This window comes from Candidatus Devosia phytovorans (genome assembly GCA_029202405.1).
Classification (GTDB): Bacteria; Pseudomonadota; Alphaproteobacteria; order Rhizobiales; family Devosiaceae; genus Devosia; species Devosia phytovorans.
Window position 1 is genome coordinate 948960 of sequence record CP119312.1, and the last position, 18633, is coordinate 967592.

Consider the following 18633-nt stretch of genomic DNA (forward strand, 5'->3'; position numbering starts at 1 on the left):
ACCATTCGTTAACCATCAGCGCCTTAGCTGGTGTGACAGCCGGAATCGTCCGGAAAAGCCCGAATTTGGCAGGTTTGCATGGCCGCGGAAGCAGAAGTCGAAGAGGGCGCGCCCGTCAAGAAGGGCATTCCCAAGCTCTTCATCATCATCGGTGCCGCCGCCATTGTCGTGCTGCTGGGCGGGGCGGGGCTGTTCTTTTTCCTGTCGTCGGGTTCGTCGTCCTCGGCCGATGCTGCCGGTGAACATGGCGCTGCGGCGGCCGATGGCCATGGTGCGCCCGGCGCTGCTGCCCATACTTTCATCTTCAATCTGCCGCCGATGGTGGTCAATCTCAGCGGTGAAAACTCCCAGGGCGCTTTCATGAAGCTGACCGTGGCGCTCGAAGTGGCGAGCCAGGAAGTGATGACGGAAATCCAGCCGAGCATGGCCAAGGTGGTCGATGCCTTCCAGGTCTATCTGCGCGAGCTGCGCCGCTCCGATCTCGAAGGCTCGGCGGGGGTCTATCGCCTCAAGGAAGAGCTGCTGCGCCGCGTCAATGTCGCCATCTATCCCCAGAAGGTGGAATCCATCCTCTTCAAGGAAATCCTGGTGCAGTGATGGCCGGACCCACGGATCAAGACAAGCTTTCGGAAGACTGGGGACTCGATGATCTGGGCGGGCCTGGCGACGGGCTGAGTGAAGATCAGCGCGCTGCCGCGGCTGCGGCCGAATGGGCTGCCATGATCGAAAGCGCCGCCGAGACCGAGGGTGGTCCGGATCGCGTGCTCAACCAAGACGAGATCGACAGCCTGCTCGGCTTTGACGCCAGCATCGGCAGCAATGTCGAGCTGACCGGCGTGCAGGCGCTGATCAATTCGGCGCTGGTGAGCTACGAGCGCCTGCCGATGCTCGAAATCGTCTTCGACCGCCTGGTGCGGCTGGCGACGACCTCGCTGCGCAATTTCACTAGTGACAATGTCGAAGTCACCATGGATTCGATTTCCTCGGTGCGCTTCGGCGACTATCTCAACTCCATTCCCCTGCCGGCCATTCTTTCGGTGATCAAGGCCGAGGAGTGGGAGAACTATGGCCTGCTTACCGTCGACTCGAGCCTCATCTACTCGATGATTGACGTGCTGCTGGGCGGCCGTCGCGTCGGTGGCACGATCCGCGTCGAGGGTCGGCCCTATACGACGATCGAAATGGCGCTGGCCCGCAAGATGATCGAGATCATCCTCGAAGACACCCATCGTGCCTTCGAGCCGGTGACCGATGTCAATTTCCGGCTCGAGCGCATGGAAACCAATCCGCGCTTCGCCGCGATTTCGCGCCCGGGCAATGCCGCCATCCTGATCGAGCTGCGCATCGAGATGGACGATCGCGGCGGCAAGATCGAAATCCTTCTGCCCTACGCCACGATCGAGCCGATCCGCGAACAGCTGCTGCAGATGTTCATGGGTGAAAAATTCGGCCGCGACCCGATCTGGGAAGGCCATCTCGCCACCGAAATCTATGCCGCCAATGTCGAGATCGAGGCCGTGTTGCACGAGCAGGACCTGCCGCTGTCGCAGGTGCTGGGCATGAAGACGGGCGATCTCATCATGTTCGAGCGCGCGCCGACCGATCCGGTGCGGCTGCGCTGCGGCGATGTCGAGCTCACCGAGGCCATCATGGGCCATATCGGCAATCATGTATCGGTGCGCGTCGCGCGCCCGCTGAACCCGCCCAAGGTGACCATGGCGGTCTTTGAAGCGATCGACGAAAAAATGGAGGGACGCTGATGTTCGGTTTGCCGTTGGGCTTTTTGGTAGAGGGCGCCGTTGCCGTTCTTCTCGCGCTCACAATCGGTTACTGCGTGGTGCTGAATGGACGCCTGAAGCGGCTGCATGCCGACAAGGACGTGCTGCGGCAGATGGTGGCGGACCTGGTCGGCGCGACCAACCTCGCCAACCAGGCGATCCGCGAGCTCAAGCAGACGGCCGTAGAAGCCGATCTGGCGCTCAATTCCCGCCTCGAGGAAGCCGAGCGCTTCGGCATCGAGCTGGCCAATCACGTCAATGCCGGCACTGTCTTGATGGAGCGTATCGTCAAGATCACCAGCGTTGCCCGCCACAGTCAGGCCATCGAGCCCGTCGAGGCGCCCAACAAGATGCAGTCGGCGCTTGAGGCCCTGTCGAGCCGCGTCCGTACCCGTGGAGTTGCCGCGTGAACAGGATCCGCCTTCTGCCCGTCGTCGTGATGGCGGTAGCTGCGCTGCTGGTGCTCAAGACCATGGGTCTTGTCACCAATGGCGGCTATCTGCTGACGGGCGTGACCATGGCCCGCGCTGCGGGCGGTGGTTCTGAAGGCGGTGAAGGCGGCGCGGCGGTGGGTGGCGATGGCACGGCTACGCCCGCCGATGCGCCGACGCTTGAAGATTCGAGCCCGACGCTCGATGATGGCGCGCCAACGCTTGGCGCTGCGGCCGAGGCGGCCGGGAGTGGTCATGGTGCGGCCCCCGCTGCAGCCGGAGGCGGCGATCATGGTGCGGCTCCGGCCGAGGCTGGCGGCGATCACGCCGCGGCGGTTGGTGCCTCGACACCGGGCCTGCATTGCGTCGAGCCCAATGCAACGATCACCGACAGCGGCGAAGTCATCATGAACGACGGCGGCGCCAGCGCCGGCGGCGGGCATGGCGAGGCGCCGTCCACTGGCCAGCCCGAAACCGCAGCCGAAGCCCCGACCACCGAGGCCGAAGGCGTCCAGGTGCCCGAGGGCAGCTTTGCCGCCACGGTCATCGATTGCCTGCCCTCGGGCGATGCCATTCCGATGGAGCTGGGCCCCGATGGTCAGGCCGTGGCGATCGGCACCGCCTCGGACACCGCCTCCGGCACTGACCAACAGCTGCTGGAGCGCCTGACCACGCGTCGCAACGAGCTGCAGCAGTATGAGGAAGACCTGACCCTGCGCGCCTCCATCGTCGATGCCGCCGAAAAGCGCATCGAGGAGCGCACGGCAACGCTGCAGGCCCTCGAAACCCAGATCTCCACCCTGGTCGATCAGCGCCAGCAGATGGAAACCGGCCAGTTCGCCAGCATCGTTGCCATGTATGAGACCATGCGCCCCAAGGATGCGGCCAATATCTTCAACAATCTGGACATGGCGGTGCTGCTGCAGGTGTCCAAGACGATGAACCCGCGCAAGATGGCTCCGATCCTTGCGGCGATGGATCCGACCCGCGCCCAGGAGCTGACGGTGGCGATGGCAGACCTCTCGGAGCAGCCTGTCGACCAGATGACTCCAGACGATCTGGCCGCAGCACTTCCCCAAATCGTTGGTCAATAAGACTTTCCCTTTCAGCGTAAGGCGACGTTAAGTACAGGGCGCTAGGGTCACGATGTTGAGTATCGTGTAACCCTTGCGTGCGTCATTTCGGAGCCGAAAGCTCCGCTGCGTGCGCAATAGTGTGCGTCGGGCGGGCAGAAGCCGGTGAAGACCGCGTTGAAGGCAAGTGTAAGGCAGGTCCGCTGGGCCGCCCTGATCGGCATGGCGGTGCTGGTCATGGCGATGCTTGCGCCTGCCCATGCCCAGGAACGCGGCCAGCTCTTTGCCACTCAAGAGCAGGGCTTTGCCCGCCTGATCCTCAGCTTCCCCAGCCGCGACAGCCTCCCAGAATACCGCCTGCGCATCGAAAACGGGGTCATCTCGATGACGTTCGAGGAGCCGATCTCGGTCGTGCTGCCCGATGTCAGCGTTACCATGCCGGATTACCTGTCGGTGGCCCGTGTCGATCCCGACGGGCGGGGCTTGCGCATCGGTCTCCGCGCGGCCTTCAACTACAATACGACCGAAGCGGGCGAAAAGCTCTTCATCGACCTGATGCCCGCCGACTGGCAGGGCCTGCCGCCGGCCCTGCCGCAGGAAATCATCGACGAGCTGGCCGAACGGGCGCGACTGGCGGCCATCGAGGCCGAGCGGGCGCGCAAGGCCAGTCAGGTCGAAGAGCTCGATCCCCGCGCCACGGTGCGCGTCGGTCGCAATCCGACCTTCCTGCGCCTGCAGTTCGACTGGACCGTGCCGACCACGGCCGAATATGTGCAGGAAGAGCAGACCTCGCACCTCGCCTTTGAATGGCCGGTCGAGATCGACCTGCGCGAGCTCAGCCTCGATCTGCCACCCGAAGTGGCATCGGTTGAATCGCTGGCCACCCCGGACGGGGCGCTGGTGACCCTGCAGATGGCCGAAGGCATCACGCCGCGCTTCTACCAGAATTCACCCACGCAATATGTGCTCGATATCGATGTTGCGGGGCAGGGCCTGCCCAGCATCACGCCGGCAAGCCTCGCCGATGGCGTGGCTTCCGAGGCGCAGGCCGAAACTGCCGCTGCCGCCGAGGCACCGCGCGTCGACATGCTGTTCCCCGAGACCGCCGGCGAGAACGTCACGCCATTCGTCAGCGTGCTCGGTTCGACCGTGCGCGTCGTCTTCCCCTTCGAGCAGGATACGCCGGCCGCCGTGTTCCGCCGTGGCGACACGGTCTGGCTGGTGTTCGATACGGTTTCGGGCATCGAGGCGCCGAGCCAGTCGGCGGAGCTCAGTGCGCTCGCCAAGGAATTTACCGTTGTGCCCTCCAGCGATACGCAGGTGGTGCGGGTCGAGTTGTCGCAGGATCGCCTCGCGACGCTGGGTTCGGAAGGCATGGCCTGGGTGCTGTCGCTGGGCGACATCATGCTCACCCCCACCGAGCCGATCAATCTCAGCCGCCGTCGTGACCTTGAAGGCGCCTTCGAAGTGGTGGCCGATGTTGCCCGGCCGGGCCGTATCCATGACTTCAGCGATCCGCTGATCGGCGACCAGCTCAAGGTGGTCACGGCCTATCCGCCGGCGCGCGGCGTGACGCGTACGCTGGACTATGTCGAGTTTTCCGCGCTGCGCAGCGTGCATGGGCTGGTAATCAAGCCCAAGACGCCGGAATTGGAAGTGTCCGTCGACAATACGCTGGCTGTGCTGTCGACGCCGGGCGGGTTGACGGTTTCGGCCAGCGACATGCCGCGCACCCTCGGTGCTGCCGTGGCGGAAAGCCTGCGGGGCAGCTTTGTCGATATCGAAGCGCTGGAAGAGCGCGACTATGGTGCGCTCACCGGCCACGTCGAAGAGCTTTCGGCCAAGGCTGCGAGTGCCGAAGGCCGCGCGCGCGACACGGCCCGGCTGGACCTGGCGCAATATTATGTCGCCAACCGTTTTGCCCATGAGGCTCTGGGCGTGCTTTCCGTCATGGAGGCCGACCTCAAGTCGGAAGATCTGACGCGCAAAATGCGTTTGACGCGGGCCATTGCCGATACGCTGGCATCCCGTCCCAGGGATGCGCTGGCCATCCTCAATGGCGATGCAATGGGGCAGGAGGTCGATGCGCTGGTGTGGCGAACGATCGCCCGCGCCGATGCCTATGATTTTCCCGGTGCGCGCACCGATGCGCTGGGCGCCAATACCATCGTCGAATCCTATCCGGTCTGGGTGCGCAACAGGTTCTATTTCGCCGCGGCGCGCGCTGCGGTTGAAACCAATGATCCGGCCATGGCCGAGCGTTTCCTTGATCTGATCGATTTCGCCAGCCTCAGCCCGGAGGATGCGAGCCTATTCCATCTGCTGAACGGGCGCACCGACGAGGCGCGCGGCCGCACGCAGGAGGCGATTGACACCTATGGGCAGGTGATTGCCGCCGATATCCGTCCGACCCGCGCCGAGGCGATCTACCGGACGCTCAAGATGCTCGACGAGCGGGGTACGCTTGATCTGGCCAAGGCGGCCGAGACGCTATCGGCCGAAGCGCTGCTGTGGCGCGGCAATCCGCTCGAGGCAGACATGCAAGCCATGCTGGCTGATTTCTACTTCCGCGATGGCAGCTATCGGCTGGGTTTTGAAACCGTGCGCCAGGCCGTGGGCAGCTATCCCGAAAGCCCGCCGATCAATGCGCTGCGCGACGAGGCGCAGGCCAAGTTCAGCGAACTCTTCCTCGATGGCGCAGCGGATTCGCTGGGTCCCGTCGAAGCGCTCAGCATCTACTACGATTTCCGCCAGCTCACCCCACCGGGCGCGCGCGGCGACGAGATGATCCGCAACCTGGCGCGGCGCCTGGTGCGCGTTGACCTGCTCGACCAGGCCGCGGACCTTTTGGAATACCAGCTCGACAACCGTCTGCGCGGCGTGGCCAAGACGCAGATCGCGGCTGACCTGGCCGTCATCTACCTCGCCGACCGCCGGCCGCAGGATGCCATTCGCGTGCTCAACGCAACGCGCCTGCCGGAGATTCCGGAATCGCTGGCGCGGCAACGCCGGATTCTCGAAGCCCGGGCGATGATCGATGGCGGTCGCGACCAGCTGGCGCTCGACCTGCTGCGCGATGTGACCGGCGAGGATGCGGCCCTGCTGCGCATCGACGCCCATTGGAAGGCGCGGCGCTACTCCGAGGCGAGCGGCGATATCGAGGCGCTTTATGCCAGCTCGCCGACGCCACTGCAGCCGCCGGTGCGCATGGGCCTGATCAAGGCTGCGGTCGGCTATGTGCTGGCCGGCGACCAGTTCGGCCTGTCGCGCCTGCGCGCCAAGTTCGGCGACGGCATGGTGACTAGCCCGGAATGGCCGATGTTCGACCTGGTGACCGGGCAGATCTCGGTCGACAGTCTCGAATTCAAGGCTGTCGCCGCGCAGGTCTCAGGCGTGGATGGCATCAATGCCTTCCTCGCCTCCTATCGCGATACCTATTCGGGCGAAGGCGCGCTGGCGCCGCTCAACGCCACCCAGCCGAGCGCGGGGATGGCTTCGAACTGATATCTGCCGGGGGCTGACCCGCGTCGTCAGCCGCTGACGAAACTTCTCACCAGCGAGCCGGCCACCAGATACCAGCCATCGACAAGCACGAAGAAGATCAGCTTGAAGGGCAGCGAGATGACCACCGGGGGCAGCATCATCATGCCCATGCTCATCAGCACCGAGGCCACGACCATGTCGATGACCACGAAGGGCAGGAACAGCAGGAAGCCGATTTCGAAGGCGCGGCGGAGTTCCGAGATCATGAAGGCCGGAATCAGCAGCTGCAGCGGAATGGCTTCGGGCTCGTCGGGGACCGGGGCGTCGGTCAGGTCGTAGAAAAGGCTCAGATCCTGTTCGCGGACATTGGCGCGCATGAATTCATGCAGCGGCGCGGACCCCAGCTCGAAGGCTTCGGTAATCTCGATCTCGCCGGCAAGGAGCGGAGCGATGCCCTGGTCGTAGCTCTGCTGCAGCGTCGGCTGCATGACGAAGAGGGTAAGGAAGAGCGCGAGCGATACCATCACCGAGTTGGGCGGCGCGGTCTGCAGGCCAATGGCGGTGCGGAGCAGGGAGAGCACCACGACGATGCGCGTGAAGCTCGTCACCATGACCAGCATGGAGGGCGCCAGCGAGAGCAGGGTGATGAGCCCGATGATCTGGATGGCGCGTTCGGTGATGGTGGTGTCGTCGCCGAAGTCGATCGACACATCCTGGCCAAAGGCCAGGCTCGGCGTCAGCGCCAGAAGGAGCAGCGCCGCAATGCCGGCAAGGGGTGCGAGCCGCCGCAGGCGCGACGGCGCAGCCTTACTTGCGGTTAGCCTCGTTGTCATTGTCGACAAAGTCGGAGCTTTCTACGTCACGCCGTGCCCTGTCCTCTTTAGCTGAGTCGGCGACGGAGACGACGGGAGCCGTGGAGTTTTCGGGGGAAATCGAAGCATCTGCGTCCTTTACCGGGCGCAGCAGGCCGGTGTGACGCAGCGAGAGGTGCTGCTTCTTGCCGGTGTTCTGGCCCAGCTGCTGGAGCTGTTCGATGGCGGTCGCCGGCGGCGCCTTGGGCTGTGCAGACGGCTGTGGTGCGATCGGCGCCATGGGCGGCTTGCGGCTCGGAACCGTCGGGATGGGGCGGCGGCTGGGCTGGGCGGCGGGCGCTGCCTCGACCTCGATGCCGCCTTCGATCAGCAGGTCCTGCGCGCCACCGACCAGGATCAGGTGCTCGACATTGTCGCGGCGGATGATCAGCAGCTGCCGCTTGGGATCGAGCGCCAGGGAGTCGATGACGGCGAGGCGCCGGTTGCGGCCGCGCGTGACATTACCGGTGGCGTTGAACAGCAGCTTGAGGAGCCAGAGCACCAGCAATATGGCGGCGATGACGGCCACGAGGGCGAAAACCGCGGTGAGCACGGTATTGTTCGAACCGCCAAAAAGGCTGGTGAGGAAGTTCATTTCTGCTCCAAACAGTCGTCAGCCCGAATCCGGGCGGCACATACTGCCTACCACATCCGCAGAAATGTGCAGAATGCGAGGCAGGCATGGCCCTAAACCGCATCGGTTAACGGTTGATTAACCATAGGGCGGCAAGATTTGCCTATCGCGGTCATTTCCGAGACTCGCGGGAGGCGTCGCCCAATGGGCCTTATCAATATGCCGGTGTTTTCGGCACTCACAGACAAGATGCGCTGGCATCAGGCCCGTCAAGGCCTGCTGGCCGAGAACGTGGCCAATGCCGAGACCCCCGGGTTCAAGGGGCGGGATCTGGCGCAATATGACTATGGCGACCGCAAGACGGCAATGTCCTCGGCGACGGTGACGACCACGGCGACGCAGCCGATGCATTTTTCGGTCGGCAGTGCGGAAGGCAGCGCCTTTGGCGCGCAGCGCATGGCCAATTTCGAAATCACGCCGGAAGGCAATGGGGTGACGCTCGAAGACGAGATGATGAAGGTCACCACCAATATGATGGACTACCAGGCGGCGACCGGCCTCTACCAGAAATCCATCAGCATTATCAAAACCGCCCTCGGGCGTCAGGCATAGGCGGTAGGCGCAGATGGACTTTAACTCGTCGATGAAGATTGCCGCCACGGGCCTGCATGCCCAGACGGCGCGCATGCGGGTGCTGGCGGAAAACCTCGCCAATGCCGACTCGGCCGGCAAGGCGCCGGGCGAAGAGCCCTATCGCCGCCGCATCCCGACCTTTCAGACGGTCTTTGACGCCGAAGTGGGCGGCAAGATCGTCGAAGTGGGCAAGCTCGCCTATGACATGAGCGACTTTTCCACGCGCTACGAACCGGGCCATCCGGCCGCCGACGAGCGGGGCTATGTGCAATATCCCAACGTCAATTCCCTCGTTGAATCGATGGACATGCGCGAGGCGCAGCGCACCTACGAGGCCAATCTCAACGTCGTCACCGTGACGCGGCAGATGCTCGGGCGCACGCTCGACATTTTGCGCGGTTAAGGAGCCATAAATGGCCATCTCCACTCCCTTCAATGCCGCGACCGCTGCCTATGGCAATGCCAGCCGGCTGATCAACCAGGCCGCCAAGCCCAGTACCGACCTGATGGCGCTGGCCAACCAGGGCAATGGCAACAGCTTTGCCGACATGCTGGCCAGCCAGGTGCAGGGCGTGGTCGAGCAGGGCGCCGCGACCAACCAGATGTCGCTCGACATGGTCAATGGCAAGGCCAATGTGGTCGACATGGTCACCGCGCTCAGCGAGACCGAAATCGCCATCCAGAGCATGGTCACCGTCCGCGACCGGGTGATCTCGGCCTATGAAGAAATCATGCGCATGCCGATTTGATCGGCACATGCATCGCTCATCGGGCGCGTTAGGATTATCTTAACCCCGCGCGATTCGTGCGCAGGAAGGCCAAGATGACCGGCGCCGAAGTTCTCGACATTTCCAGTGACGGCATCTGGGTGCTGATCATCGTCTCGGCGCCGATGATGATTGTCGGCCTCGTGGTCGGCGTGATCATCGCGCTGTTCCAGGCGCTGACGCAGATCCAGGAACAGACCCTGGTCTTCGTGCCCAAGATCATCGCCATCTTCGTCACCATGCTGCTGACCCTGCCATTCGTCGGCGCCACCATGGGCGGCTATATGAACCGCGTGGTCGACATGATCATCGTGGGCGGCTGAGCGTGACCGTCGGGCTCGACTGGCTGCCCAGCACCGCCTTCATCTATCTGCTGCTGTTTGCGCGGATCGGTTCGATCCTGATGCTGATGCCGGCGCTGGGCGAGGACATGATCCCGGTCCGCATGCGCCTCAGCTTTGCCCTGGCCTTCACGCTGGTGGTCTATCCGCTGCTGGCCGACAGCATGCCGGCCATGCCGGACAATTTCATGGTGATCCTGACGCTGCTGCTGCACGAGATCGCCATCGGGCTGATCCTGGGCGCCATCGTGCGCATCACCGTCATGGCGACGCAGGTGGCCGGCGCCATCATCGCCTTCCAGACAGGCCTGTCGGCCGCCATGGCCGCCGATCCGACGCAGGTGGGCGTGCAGGGCGCGGTGTTCGGCAGCTTCCTGAGCTTTCTGGGCATGGTGCTGATCTTTGCCACGGACCTGCATCACGTGGCGCTCGCGGCGACCTATGACAGCTACATGGTGTTTCCGCTCGATGCGCCGCTGATGTTCGACGATGCCGCGCAGCTCGCGATCCGCACCGTCGCCTCGGCCTTTACCATTGGCGTACAGATGTCGGCGCCCTTCATCGTCTTCGGGCTGGTGTTCAACCTGGGCGCGGGAATCCTGGCCAAGCTGATGCCGGCGCTGCAGGTCTATTTCGTGCTGATGCCGGCCAATATCGCGCTCGGGCTCATCCTCTTTGCCCTGGTGCTGACCTCGATGATGGGCTGGTATCTGACCGCTTTTGAAAATCACCTCGCGATGTGGAGGGGCTAATGTCTGACGAAGCCCCCGAGAACGACTCAAAAACAGAAGACCCTTCCCAAAAGAAGCTGCAGGACGCGCGCGAGAAGGGCGACGTGGCAAAGAGCCAGGAGGTCGTCACCTGGTTCATGCTGCTGGGGTCTGCCGCGATCTTTGCCGGCATGGGGCCGGGGGCGGCGGCAAGTCTGGCCGAAGCGCTCAAGGTGCTGATGATGAATGCCGACCGCTTCGATCTCAGCGGCGCCGGCTTTTCCGCCTTCGTCACCAGCCTCACCTATACGCTGCTGGGCATTGTGCTGATCCCGCTGATCATCCTCTCGGTCTGCGCGATCCTTGCCAATCTGATCCAGCACCAGCCGCTGTTTTCCGGCGAGCCGGTGAAACCAAAATTCTCCAAGGTTTCCCCGCTGGCCGGGTTCAAGCGCCTGTTCTCGGGCGAGTCGCTGGTCAATTTCGGCAAGGGGCTGCTCAAGATCTCGGTGGTCGGCGCCGTGGTGATCATGGTGGTGTGGCCCGAGCGCGACCGGCTCGACACGATGATGACGGCCGATCCGCTGATTATCCTGGCCGATTTCCAGGAGCTCGGCGTCAAGATCTTCATGGCCGTGCTGATCGTGGTCACCGCGATTGCCGGTGCCGACTATTTCTACGTCCGCCAGAAGTGGTGGAAGAAGCAGATGATGACGCTGCAGGAGACGCGCGACGAATACAAGCAGATGGAAGGCGACCCGCACGTCAAGGGCAAGCTGCGCCAGCTGCGCCACGAGAAGTCGCGCAAGCGCATGATGGCCGCCGTGCCCGATGCCACCGTGGTCATCACCAACCCGACCCACTTTGCCGTGGCGCTCAAATACGACAAGGGCATGAAGGCCCCGCAATGCGTGGCCAAGGGCGCTGATGCCGTGGCCTTCCGCATTCGCGAGCTGGCCAAGGAAAATGACGTGCCGATCGTCGAAAACCCGCCCCTGGCGCGTGCGCTCTTCGCCACGGTCGAGGTCGACGACGTCATCCCCGGCGAGCATTTCCAGGCGGTGGCCGAAGTCATCGGCTTCGTGATGCGGCTCAAGCGCGGGGCGGGGTGGAAGGCGGGGTAGGGAGAATACCCCCACCTATCCTTCCCCTGTCAGGGGGAGGTTAGGAGGGGTATCCTCTTACCTGCAACCCAAAAGCCGCACCGTGCGCCGTGGCGATGTGAATAAGCGTCAGACGTCTCCCGTAGAGTCAGCCCATTTGCTAGACCAGTGTAGAGGGCCTGATTCGGGCCGAATCATCGGTTATGGAGCATCCTGAACCCATGGCAGCACGGCCGCTCGGCGAGGACACATATCCCGATCCCCTGATGGCAACGGGGCGCGGCAGCAGCGGGCTGTGGCGCGTGGTGCTGCTGGGACTGGTGCTGATTGCCATTGCGGTCGGCTTTACGCTGTTCAGCAACGAGATCCCAACCGACCTGGTGCTGACATTTGTCGGCATCCTGGCGGTGATCGGCGTCTTCTGCCTGTTTGGCCTTGCCGCTGGCCTGTTCCGCTTCGCCAATGGCGAGGAGCGCCGCACGGTCTCCAACGCCGTGGTCGACAGCCTGCCGTTTGGCGCCGTGGTGGCCGATCGCGACGGCAAGATCTCCTATGTGAATTCCCATTACGGCAGCTTCACCGGCGCGGTGACCAATGGCGTGCCGGTGGGCGTGCCGCGCCTGTTTGCCGGGCAATCCGATGCCAGCGAAGCCATCTATCGCCTGTCGCGGGCCGGTAAGGATGGTCGCGCAGCCGTGGAAGATATCCGCATCGTCGGGGGCTTGGGCGGCTCGATCAGCGACACGACCAAGGCCTTCTGGTACCGCGTTTCGGTGCGGCCGCTGCCCAATTCGGACGAGACGCACAAGCCGCTGGTGATCTGGTCGGTGGAAGACATTACCCGCGACAAGGACAGCAACGAGAGCGCCTTCCGCGACCTGCAGCGGGCTATCGATTATCTCGACCATTCGCCGGCCGGTTTTTTCTCCGCCGATGCGCATGGCGCAATCCAGTATCTCAATTCCACGCTGACCGACTGGCTGGGCTATGACCTGGCCGAGTTCAATGCCGGCCATCTGCGCCTCAGCGATCTGGTGCGCGGCGATGGGGCGACGCTGTTGATGCGCGGCCGCGGCGATGGCGAAATCCGTACCGAAATCATCGATATCGACCTGGTGCGCCGCAATGGCACGAGCTTTCCGGTGCGTCTGCTGCATCGCGCGGCGCGGCTGGCCGATGGCGAGCTGGGCGAGACGCGTACCCTCGTGCTCGACAAGTCCAATGCACCGGACAATGAAGAAGAGCTGCGGGCCGCCGAAGTGCGCTTTTCGCGCTTTTTCAACGACACGCCTTTCGCCATTGCCACGCTCGACCGGGAAGGGCGGATCATCCGCACCAATGCCCCGTTCGGGCGGATATTCAAATGGTCGGGCGAGGAAAAGAGCCTCGAGCAGCAGCCGCTGAGCGAGCTGATCGGCGAGCAGAGCCGCGAAAAGTTCGCCCGCGCCGTCAGCGATGCGCTGGCGCTGCGCTCGGAAGTCGAGCCGGTCGATGCCCTGCTCAGCGTCGAGGGCGATCACGCCGTGCGGCTTTATCTTTCCTCCTCGGAAATCAGCGCCGGCTCGCCCGAGCAGGTCAATGTCTATGCGCTCGACATGACCGACCAGCGCAAGCTCGAGGCCCAGTTCGCCCAGAGCCAGAAGATGCAGGCCGTGGGCCAGCTGGCCGGTGGCGTGGCGCATGATTTCAACAACCTGCTCACCGCCATCATCGGCTTCTCGGACCTCTTGCTGCTCAAGCACAAGCCAGGCGACCCTTCGTTCAGCGAGCTGATGCAGATCAAGCAGAATGCCAATCGTGCCGCGGGGCTGACCCGCCAGCTGCTGGCGTTTTCTCGTCGCCAGACTCTTAGGCCCCAGGTGCTGGAGCTGCCGCTGATCGTCGACGACCTGACCGTGTTGCTCAAGCGCATGATCGGCGAGAAGAACCATCTGTCGGTCGATCATGGCCGCAATATCTGGCCGGTGCGCGCCGACGTGGTGCAGCTCGAACAGGTGATCATCAACCTCGTGGTCAATGCGCGCGATGCGATGCCCGACGGCGGCTCGATCACGCTGCGCACCTCCAATGTCGAGAAGTCCGAAGCCGAGCGCATGAGCTTCGAGGGCATGATCCCGGCTGACTATGTTCTCATCGATGTGCAGGACACCGGCACGGGCATGAGCCAGGAGATCATCGAAAAGATCTTCGAGCCCTTCTTTACCACCAAGGAGCTGGGCAAGGGCACAGGCCTGGGCCTCTCGACAGTCTATGGCATCGTCAAGCAGACCGAGGGCTATATCTATCCGGTCTCGGTGGTCGGCGTCGGTACGACCTTCAAGATCTTCCTGCCGCGCCATGTGCCGGCGGCCAGCGAAGTCGCGGCCAAGGTTGCCGCAGCGGCCGCCCCGGTGCGCGATCTCACCGGTCACGAGCGCATCCTTCTGGTCGATGACGAGGAGAGCGTGCGCGCCTTCTCGGCCCAGGCGCTGCGCGCCACAGGCTACGAAGTGTTCGAGGCTGATGGCGGCGAAGAGGCGCTGGAAGTGCTGGAAGACGAAGACTTCAAGATCGACCTGATGATTTCCGACGTCGCCATGCCGGAAATGGACGGGCCGACGCTGCTCAAGCATGTGCGCGAGACCATGCCGGACCTCAAGGTGATCTTCGTCTCCGGCTATGCCGAGGAAAGCGTGCGCCGTGATATCGAGGACGACCAGAGCGTCGAATTCCTGCCCAAGCCTTATTCGCTCGACCAGATCAATACCAAGGTCAAGGAAGTGCTGCAGATGCTGGGCAAGGGTGACCTCAATTGAGCGACCGCAATTGAACGAGATGGGGCGCTACGAGGGTTCTACCGAGTTCAACGTGCTCGACGAAGCCCTGCAGCCCTGTTCGAGCAATCCGCTGACCGGCTTCTTTCGCACCGGCTATTGTGCGGCGGGGCCGGACAGCGCGGCGGTGCATCTGGTGTGTATCCAGGCGAGTGACGAGTTCCTCGCCTATTCGAAGTCGGTCGGCAACGATCTGACGACCCCCATGCCGCAGTTCGCTTTTCCCGGCCTTGTGGCGGGCGACCGCTGGTGCCTCATCGCCCAGCGCTGGGCGCAAGCGCATGAAGCGGGCAAGGCGCCGCGGGTGTTCCTGCGCGCGACCAACCGCGAAGTGCTGGGCCGCATTCCGCTCGGGATTTTAAGAGCTTACGCGCTGGATCTGAATTAGGGATTCATTCTGCTACTGCGACCAACATCGCTCCACATACTCGGTGTCACCCCGGCCTTGAGCCGGGGCCTATCTTGAGATGGAGCCACAGCCGCCAGCTCGTAGTGACCGGTATAGCGACCTGGCGGCAATACAGAAATCGCGGGATGGGTCCCGGCTCAAGGCCGGGATGACACCGTGGGTGGGTGATATCTGTGAAAGCCGATAGTTTCTCGGGCGGCTAAGCCACCCCACCCGGAACCGGCGTGCCCCTGGCCAGCAGGCCTTGTTCCGCCAGCCGGTGCCACAGGGCCTGCGGAATTTTGATGTCCCACCAGTCAAGGATCCCATCCAGCTCCTGCGGTGACCGTGGCCCCGGCAGGACATTGCAGACCGCTGGATGGGTCAGCGGGAATTGCAGCGCTGCGGCGGGCAGGGGGACATCGAACTCGTCGCAGACCGCCTGGATGGCGCGGACCTTGGCCACCACCTCGGCGGGCGCCTTGCCATAGTTGAAGGTGTCGCGACCGACAAGAATGCCCGAATTGAAGGGGCCGCCGACGACGACCGAGGCGCCGCGGGCGACACAGGTGCTCATAAAGGGCTCAAGCGATGTCTGCTCCAGCAGGGTGTAGCGGCCGGCCAGCAGGAAGACGTCCCAGTCGCCCAGTGCAAAGGCGTCCATCAGCACCTGCCACTCGTTGACGCCCAGGCCGATGGCCTTGACCGCGCCGCTGTCCTTCAACTCGCGCAGTGCCCGGTAGCCGCCATTGGCGAGCTGTGCCCAGAAGGGCTTGTTGCCCTCGACGCCGTGGGTGGAGGTACCGATGTCGTGGACATAGATGATGTCGATCTCGCCGAGGCCGAGCCGCTGCTGGCTGTCCTCATAGGAGCGCATCACGCCGTCATAGGAATAGTCATAGACCTGTTCGAAGGGCAGGGGATCGATCCAGTTGCCCTTGTCCTGTCTGGCAGGATCAACCGGGCGCAGCAGGCGGCCGACCTTGCTGGAGAGGATCACGCCATCGCGGCGCTCGCGCAGCACGTCGCCGACCAGATGCTCGGAACGGCCAAGGCCATATTGGGGCGAGGTGTCGATATAGTTAAGGCCCCTATCGAGGGCATGTCGGATGGTGGCGCGGCCCTGTTCGGCGGGCACGGCGTTGAAAATGCCGGCCAGCGAGGCAGCGCCCAGGCCCAGCGTCGTCACCTCGAGTTCGGTGCAGCCGATGCGGCGTTTTTCGAAGGCACGAGCCGTCATGTTATCCCTCCCAAGATGGAGGGATAACTGACATGTTAGCGGGTTGCGCTCAATAGAGATTGCCGATCACGACGGGCTTGTCGGCCTCGCCCTGCACCGGATTGCGCAATGCGGCGCCGAACTGGGCTTCCTCGATCTCGAAGACGTCGCCGTCCTGCGTCTTGATGCCATCGGCAAAGCTCAGCGTCGCCGTGCCGAACATATGCACATGGACGTCGCCGGGCTGGCGGAACAGGTCGTATTTGAAGTGGTGATATTCGAGGTTGGCGATGGTGTGGGACATGTTGTCCTCGCCGGAGAGGAATGGCTTCTCCCACAGCACCTTGCCATCGCGCCAGATGCGCGACTTGCCCTCGATATGGGCCGGCAGGTCGCCAAGGCGAAGCTCTGGACCAAAGGCGCAGGCGCGCAGCTTGGAATGGGCGAGGTAGAGATAGTTGACGCGTTCGGTGACGTGGTCGGAAAATTCATTGGCGAGGGTAAAGCCGAGGCGGCGCGGCTGGCCCTCGTGGTCAATGAGATAAATGCCGGCCATTTCCGGCTCTTCACCGGCATCGAGCGCAAAGCTGGGCGAGGGGATGGACTGGCCGGGATTGATGACCGTGTAGCCATTGCCCTTGTAAAACCATTCCGGCTGCACGCCCGTCTGACCCTCGGCCGGCTTGCCGCCTTCGAGGCCCATGCGGAACATTTTCATCGTGTCGGTGAGGCCGACTTCGCTCTGGCCGCTGTTGGCGGTGTGCATGGCGTCGCGCGTCGCAGCCGAGCCCAGATGGGTGAGGCCGGTGCCGGTGACGTAGAGATGGGCCGGATCGGGATGATCGATCGGCGCCAGCAGGCGCCCGTCGGCGAGAATGGCGTCGCGATCCACGGTTTCGCCGAGGCCCAGTTCGGCGACCAGCGCGCCGAGGCCCTTGCCGCTGTCCAGGGCGACCATGGCCAGGGCATAGGTGCTGGCGGCGCCGTTGACGACACGGGTCACCCCATTGTCGACGGCGCCGACCGCGCGCTCACCCTTATCGTCGATAAACTGGATCAGATTCATGGGCACTCCTCAACTGCGCTCCGCGCGCCTTGGCTGGCATAAAGCAAAACTGGCCAGCGGCTGGCAAGTCAAAAATCATACTTATTGCCTTGACCGCGAGTCACGCATGCCATGCGTCAATGCTAAACAGTCTGCTGACATATTCGGGTCGAATGCTGTGATGAATCACATGCGCTGCGACTGAATGTTCTCATTTTGTCCCTTGACAGAATGGGAACAATTTGAGAACAAATAGCGCACATTCAATGCATGACCACCAGAGGCGACAGCGCGTTGCGCAGCACTCCCGAGCGTGGAATAAGGAGATAGAAATGGCAAACGCGTCGCTTCGTGTAGTTGAAGGTGGTTCGATGGACAAAGACAAGGCACTTGCTGCGGCGCTCAGCCAGATCGAGCGCAATTTTGGCAAGGGCTCGATCATGCGGCTGGGCGAAGCCTCGGCGATCGAGGTCGAATCGATCTCCACCGGATCGCTGGGCCTCGATATCGCGCTGGGCATCGGCGGTTTGCCGAAGGGCCGAATCGTCGAGATCTTCGGGCCGGAAAGCTCGGGCAAGACTACGCTGGCGCTGCATGTCATTGCTGAAGCCCAAAAATCTGGCGGCATCTGCGCCTTTGTCGACGCCGAACATGCCCTGGATCCGGTCTATGCCCGCAAGCTGGGCGTCAATGTCGACGACCTGCTGATCTCGCAGCCCGACGCTGGCGAGCAGGCGCTTGAAATCACCGATACGCTGGTCCGTTCTGGTGCCATCGACGTGCTGGTGGTCGATTCGGTGGCGGCGCTGACCCCCAAGGCCGAGCTTGAAGGCGAGATGGGCGACAGCCTGCCGGGCCTGCAGGCCCGCCTGATGAGCCAGGCCATGCGCAAGCTGACCTCGTCGATCTCCAAGTCGAAGTGCCTCGTCATCTTCATCAACCAGATCCGCATGAAGATCGGCGTGATGTATGGCTCGCCCGAAACCACGACCGGCGGCAATGCGCTGAAGTTCTACGCCTCGGTTCGTCTCGACATTCGCCGCATCGGCGCGCTCAAGGATCGCGAAGAGGTCGTGGGCAACCAGACCCGCGTGAAGGTGGTCAAGAACAAGCTGGCTCCGCCGTTCCGCCAGGTCGAATTCGACATCATGTATGGCGAGGGCATTTCCAAGACGGGCGAATTGCTCGACCTGGGCGTCAAGTCCGGCATTGTCGAAAAGTCCGGCGCCTGGTTCTCCTGGGACAGCCAGCGGCTCGGGCAGGGGCGTGAAAACTCCCGCCAGTTCCTCAAGGACAATCCGCAGATCGCCAATACGATCGAGCAGGGCGTGCGCGAAAGCTCGGGTCTGCTCGGCGAAGTGCTGCTGGTCTCGGGCGGCGAAGACGGAGCCGGCGGCGACGACGAATAGTCATTCTTCCCATGC

The 18633-nt window shown here is 63.4% G+C and carries 18 protein-coding genes; 14 read left to right on the forward strand and 4 right to left on the reverse strand.

What is annotated here, in order from left to right; genetic code table 11:
* Window positions 1-78: 78 nt before the first annotated feature.
* From P0Y65_04650 to P0Y65_04670, 5 genes are all read left to right on the forward strand, one after another.
* Complete coding sequence (locus tag P0Y65_04650; GenBank protein WEK05550.1) at window positions 79-597, forward strand: flagellar basal body-associated FliL family protein; 519 nt, start codon at window positions 79-81, stop codon at window positions 595-597.
* Complete coding sequence (gene fliM, locus P0Y65_04655; protein ID WEK05551.1) at window positions 597-1760, forward strand: flagellar motor switch protein FliM; 1164 nt, start codon at window positions 597-599, stop codon at window positions 1758-1760. The genes P0Y65_04650 and fliM overlap by 1 nt, the downstream gene beginning before the upstream one ends.
* A complete protein-coding gene (locus tag P0Y65_04660) occupies window positions 1760-2188 on the forward strand; it encodes a DUF6468 domain-containing protein (protein ID WEK05552.1) in 429 nt (142 codons plus the stop codon). Before fliM ends, P0Y65_04660 begins: the two co-directional genes overlap by 1 nt.
* Window positions 2185-3303, forward strand: coding sequence for a hypothetical protein (locus P0Y65_04665; GenBank protein ID WEK05553.1), 1119 nt, complete (start codon window positions 2185-2187; stop codon window positions 3301-3303). Before P0Y65_04660 ends, P0Y65_04665 begins: the two co-directional genes overlap by 4 nt.
* A 144-nt stretch (window positions 3304-3447) precedes the next feature.
* Window positions 3448-6786, forward strand: coding sequence for a hypothetical protein (locus P0Y65_04670; protein ID WEK05554.1), 3339 nt, complete (start codon window positions 3448-3450; stop codon window positions 6784-6786).
* 26 nt (window positions 6787-6812) lie between these two features.
* Here the strand turns inward: P0Y65_04670 and fliP are convergent, their stop codons facing one another.
* Entirely contained in the window at window positions 6813-7598 is a 786-nt protein-coding gene (gene fliP, locus P0Y65_04675) for a flagellar type III secretion system pore protein FliP (protein ID WEK05555.1), read from the reverse strand.
* On the reverse strand, window positions 7573-8211 hold the full coding sequence (locus P0Y65_04680; GenBank protein WEK05556.1) for a flagellar biosynthetic protein FliO: 639 nt from the start codon (window positions 8209-8211) through the stop codon (window positions 7573-7575). The genes fliP and P0Y65_04680 overlap by 26 nt, the downstream gene beginning before the upstream one ends.
* A gap of 183 nt (window positions 8212-8394) precedes the next feature.
* On the opposite strand from P0Y65_04680, the gene flgB reads away from it, so the two are divergent.
* From flgB to P0Y65_04720, 8 genes are all read left to right on the forward strand, one after another.
* Window positions 8395-8802 carry a flagellar basal body rod protein FlgB gene (gene flgB / locus P0Y65_04685; protein WEK05557.1) on the forward strand — a complete coding sequence of 136 codons (408 nt, stop codon included), beginning with the start codon at window positions 8395-8397 and terminating at the stop codon, window positions 8800-8802.
* 13 nt (window positions 8803-8815) lie between these two features.
* Window positions 8816-9226, forward strand: a complete 411-nt coding sequence (gene flgC / locus P0Y65_04690) for a flagellar basal body rod protein FlgC (protein WEK05558.1) — start codon at window positions 8816-8818, stop codon at window positions 9224-9226.
* A gap of 10 nt (window positions 9227-9236) precedes the next feature.
* On the forward strand, window positions 9237-9572 hold the full coding sequence (locus P0Y65_04695; GenBank protein ID WEK05559.1) for a flagellar hook-basal body complex protein FliE: 336 nt from the start codon (window positions 9237-9239) through the stop codon (window positions 9570-9572).
* Window positions 9573-9646: 74 nt separating this feature from the next.
* Window positions 9647-9913 (forward strand): flagellar biosynthesis protein FliQ, encoded by a 267-nt coding sequence (gene fliQ, locus P0Y65_04700; GenBank protein WEK05560.1) that lies wholly within the window; start codon window positions 9647-9649, stop codon window positions 9911-9913.
* A gap of 2 nt (window positions 9914-9915) precedes the next feature.
* On the forward strand, window positions 9916-10683 hold the full coding sequence (gene fliR / locus P0Y65_04705) for a flagellar biosynthetic protein FliR (GenBank protein WEK05561.1): 768 nt from the start codon (window positions 9916-9918) through the stop codon (window positions 10681-10683).
* A complete protein-coding gene (flhB, locus tag P0Y65_04710) occupies window positions 10683-11765 on the forward strand; it encodes a flagellar biosynthesis protein FlhB (GenBank protein WEK05562.1) in 1083 nt (360 codons plus the stop codon). The genes fliR and flhB overlap by 1 nt, the downstream gene beginning before the upstream one ends.
* Window positions 11766-11965: 200 nt before the next feature.
* On the forward strand, window positions 11966-14539 hold the full coding sequence (locus P0Y65_04715) for a response regulator (GenBank protein ID WEK05563.1): 2574 nt from the start codon (window positions 11966-11968) through the stop codon (window positions 14537-14539).
* A gap of 19 nt (window positions 14540-14558) precedes the next feature.
* Window positions 14559-14945: a DUF2237 domain-containing protein gene (locus P0Y65_04720; GenBank protein WEK06730.1), complete on the forward strand. Its 387-nt coding sequence runs from the start codon at window positions 14559-14561 to the stop codon at window positions 14943-14945.
* 220 nt (window positions 14946-15165) lie between these two features.
* Here P0Y65_04720 and P0Y65_04725 read toward each other — a convergent pair whose 3' ends face one another.
* On the reverse strand, window positions 15166-16185 hold the full coding sequence (locus P0Y65_04725; GenBank protein ID WEK05564.1) for an aldo/keto reductase: 1020 nt from the start codon (window positions 16183-16185) through the stop codon (window positions 15166-15168).
* A gap of 49 nt (window positions 16186-16234) precedes the next feature.
* The gene (gguC, locus tag P0Y65_04730; protein ID WEK05565.1) at window positions 16235-17230 is read right to left on the reverse strand and encodes a GguC family protein; all 996 of its coding nucleotides are present in this window, start codon (window positions 17228-17230) and stop codon (window positions 16235-16237) included.
* 311 nt (window positions 17231-17541) lie between these two features.
* Between gguC and recA the strand changes: the two genes are divergently transcribed.
* Window positions 17542-18618 (forward strand): recombinase RecA, encoded by a 1077-nt coding sequence (recA, locus tag P0Y65_04735; protein WEK05566.1) that lies wholly within the window; start codon window positions 17542-17544, stop codon window positions 18616-18618.
* The last annotated feature ends 15 nt before the right edge of the window (window positions 18619-18633 follow it).

Excerpts from the sequence above, each read along its gene's own strand:
- P0Y65_04680 (WEK05556.1), bottom strand. The coding sequence starts at position 8,211 with ATGAACTTCCTCACCAGCCTTTTTGGCGGTTCGAACAATACCGTGCTC.
- P0Y65_04725 (WEK05564.1), bottom strand. The coding sequence starts at position 16,185 with ATGACGGCTCGTGCCTTCGAAAAACGCCGCATCGGCTGCACCGAACTC.
- fliP (WEK05555.1), bottom strand. The coding sequence starts at position 7,598 with ATGACAACGAGGCTAACCGCAAGTAAGGCTGCGCCGTCGCGCCTGCGG.
- flgC (WEK05558.1), top strand. The coding sequence starts at position 8,816 with ATGGACTTTAACTCGTCGATGAAGATTGCCGCCACGGGCCTGCATGCC.
- gguC (WEK05565.1), bottom strand. The coding sequence starts at position 17,230 with ATGAATCTGATCCAGTTTATCGACGATAAGGGTGAGCGCGCGGTCGGC.
- flhB (WEK05562.1), top strand. The coding sequence starts at position 10,683 with ATGTCTGACGAAGCCCCCGAGAACGACTCAAAAACAGAAGACCCTTCC.
- recA (WEK05566.1), top strand. The coding sequence starts at position 17,542 with ATGGCAAACGCGTCGCTTCGTGTAGTTGAAGGTGGTTCGATGGACAAA.
- P0Y65_04695 (WEK05559.1), top strand. The coding sequence starts at position 9,237 with ATGGCCATCTCCACTCCCTTCAATGCCGCGACCGCTGCCTATGGCAAT.
- P0Y65_04650 (WEK05550.1), top strand. The coding sequence starts at position 79 with ATGGCCGCGGAAGCAGAAGTCGAAGAGGGCGCGCCCGTCAAGAAGGGC.
- fliM (WEK05551.1), top strand. The coding sequence starts at position 597 with ATGGCCGGACCCACGGATCAAGACAAGCTTTCGGAAGACTGGGGACTC.
- flgB (WEK05557.1), top strand. The coding sequence starts at position 8,395 with ATGGGCCTTATCAATATGCCGGTGTTTTCGGCACTCACAGACAAGATG.
- fliQ (WEK05560.1), top strand. The coding sequence starts at position 9,647 with ATGACCGGCGCCGAAGTTCTCGACATTTCCAGTGACGGCATCTGGGTG.
- P0Y65_04720 (WEK06730.1), top strand. The coding sequence starts at position 14,559 with ATGGGGCGCTACGAGGGTTCTACCGAGTTCAACGTGCTCGACGAAGCC.
- P0Y65_04715 (WEK05563.1), top strand. The coding sequence starts at position 11,966 with ATGGCAGCACGGCCGCTCGGCGAGGACACATATCCCGATCCCCTGATG.
- P0Y65_04660 (WEK05552.1), top strand. The coding sequence starts at position 1,760 with ATGTTCGGTTTGCCGTTGGGCTTTTTGGTAGAGGGCGCCGTTGCCGTT.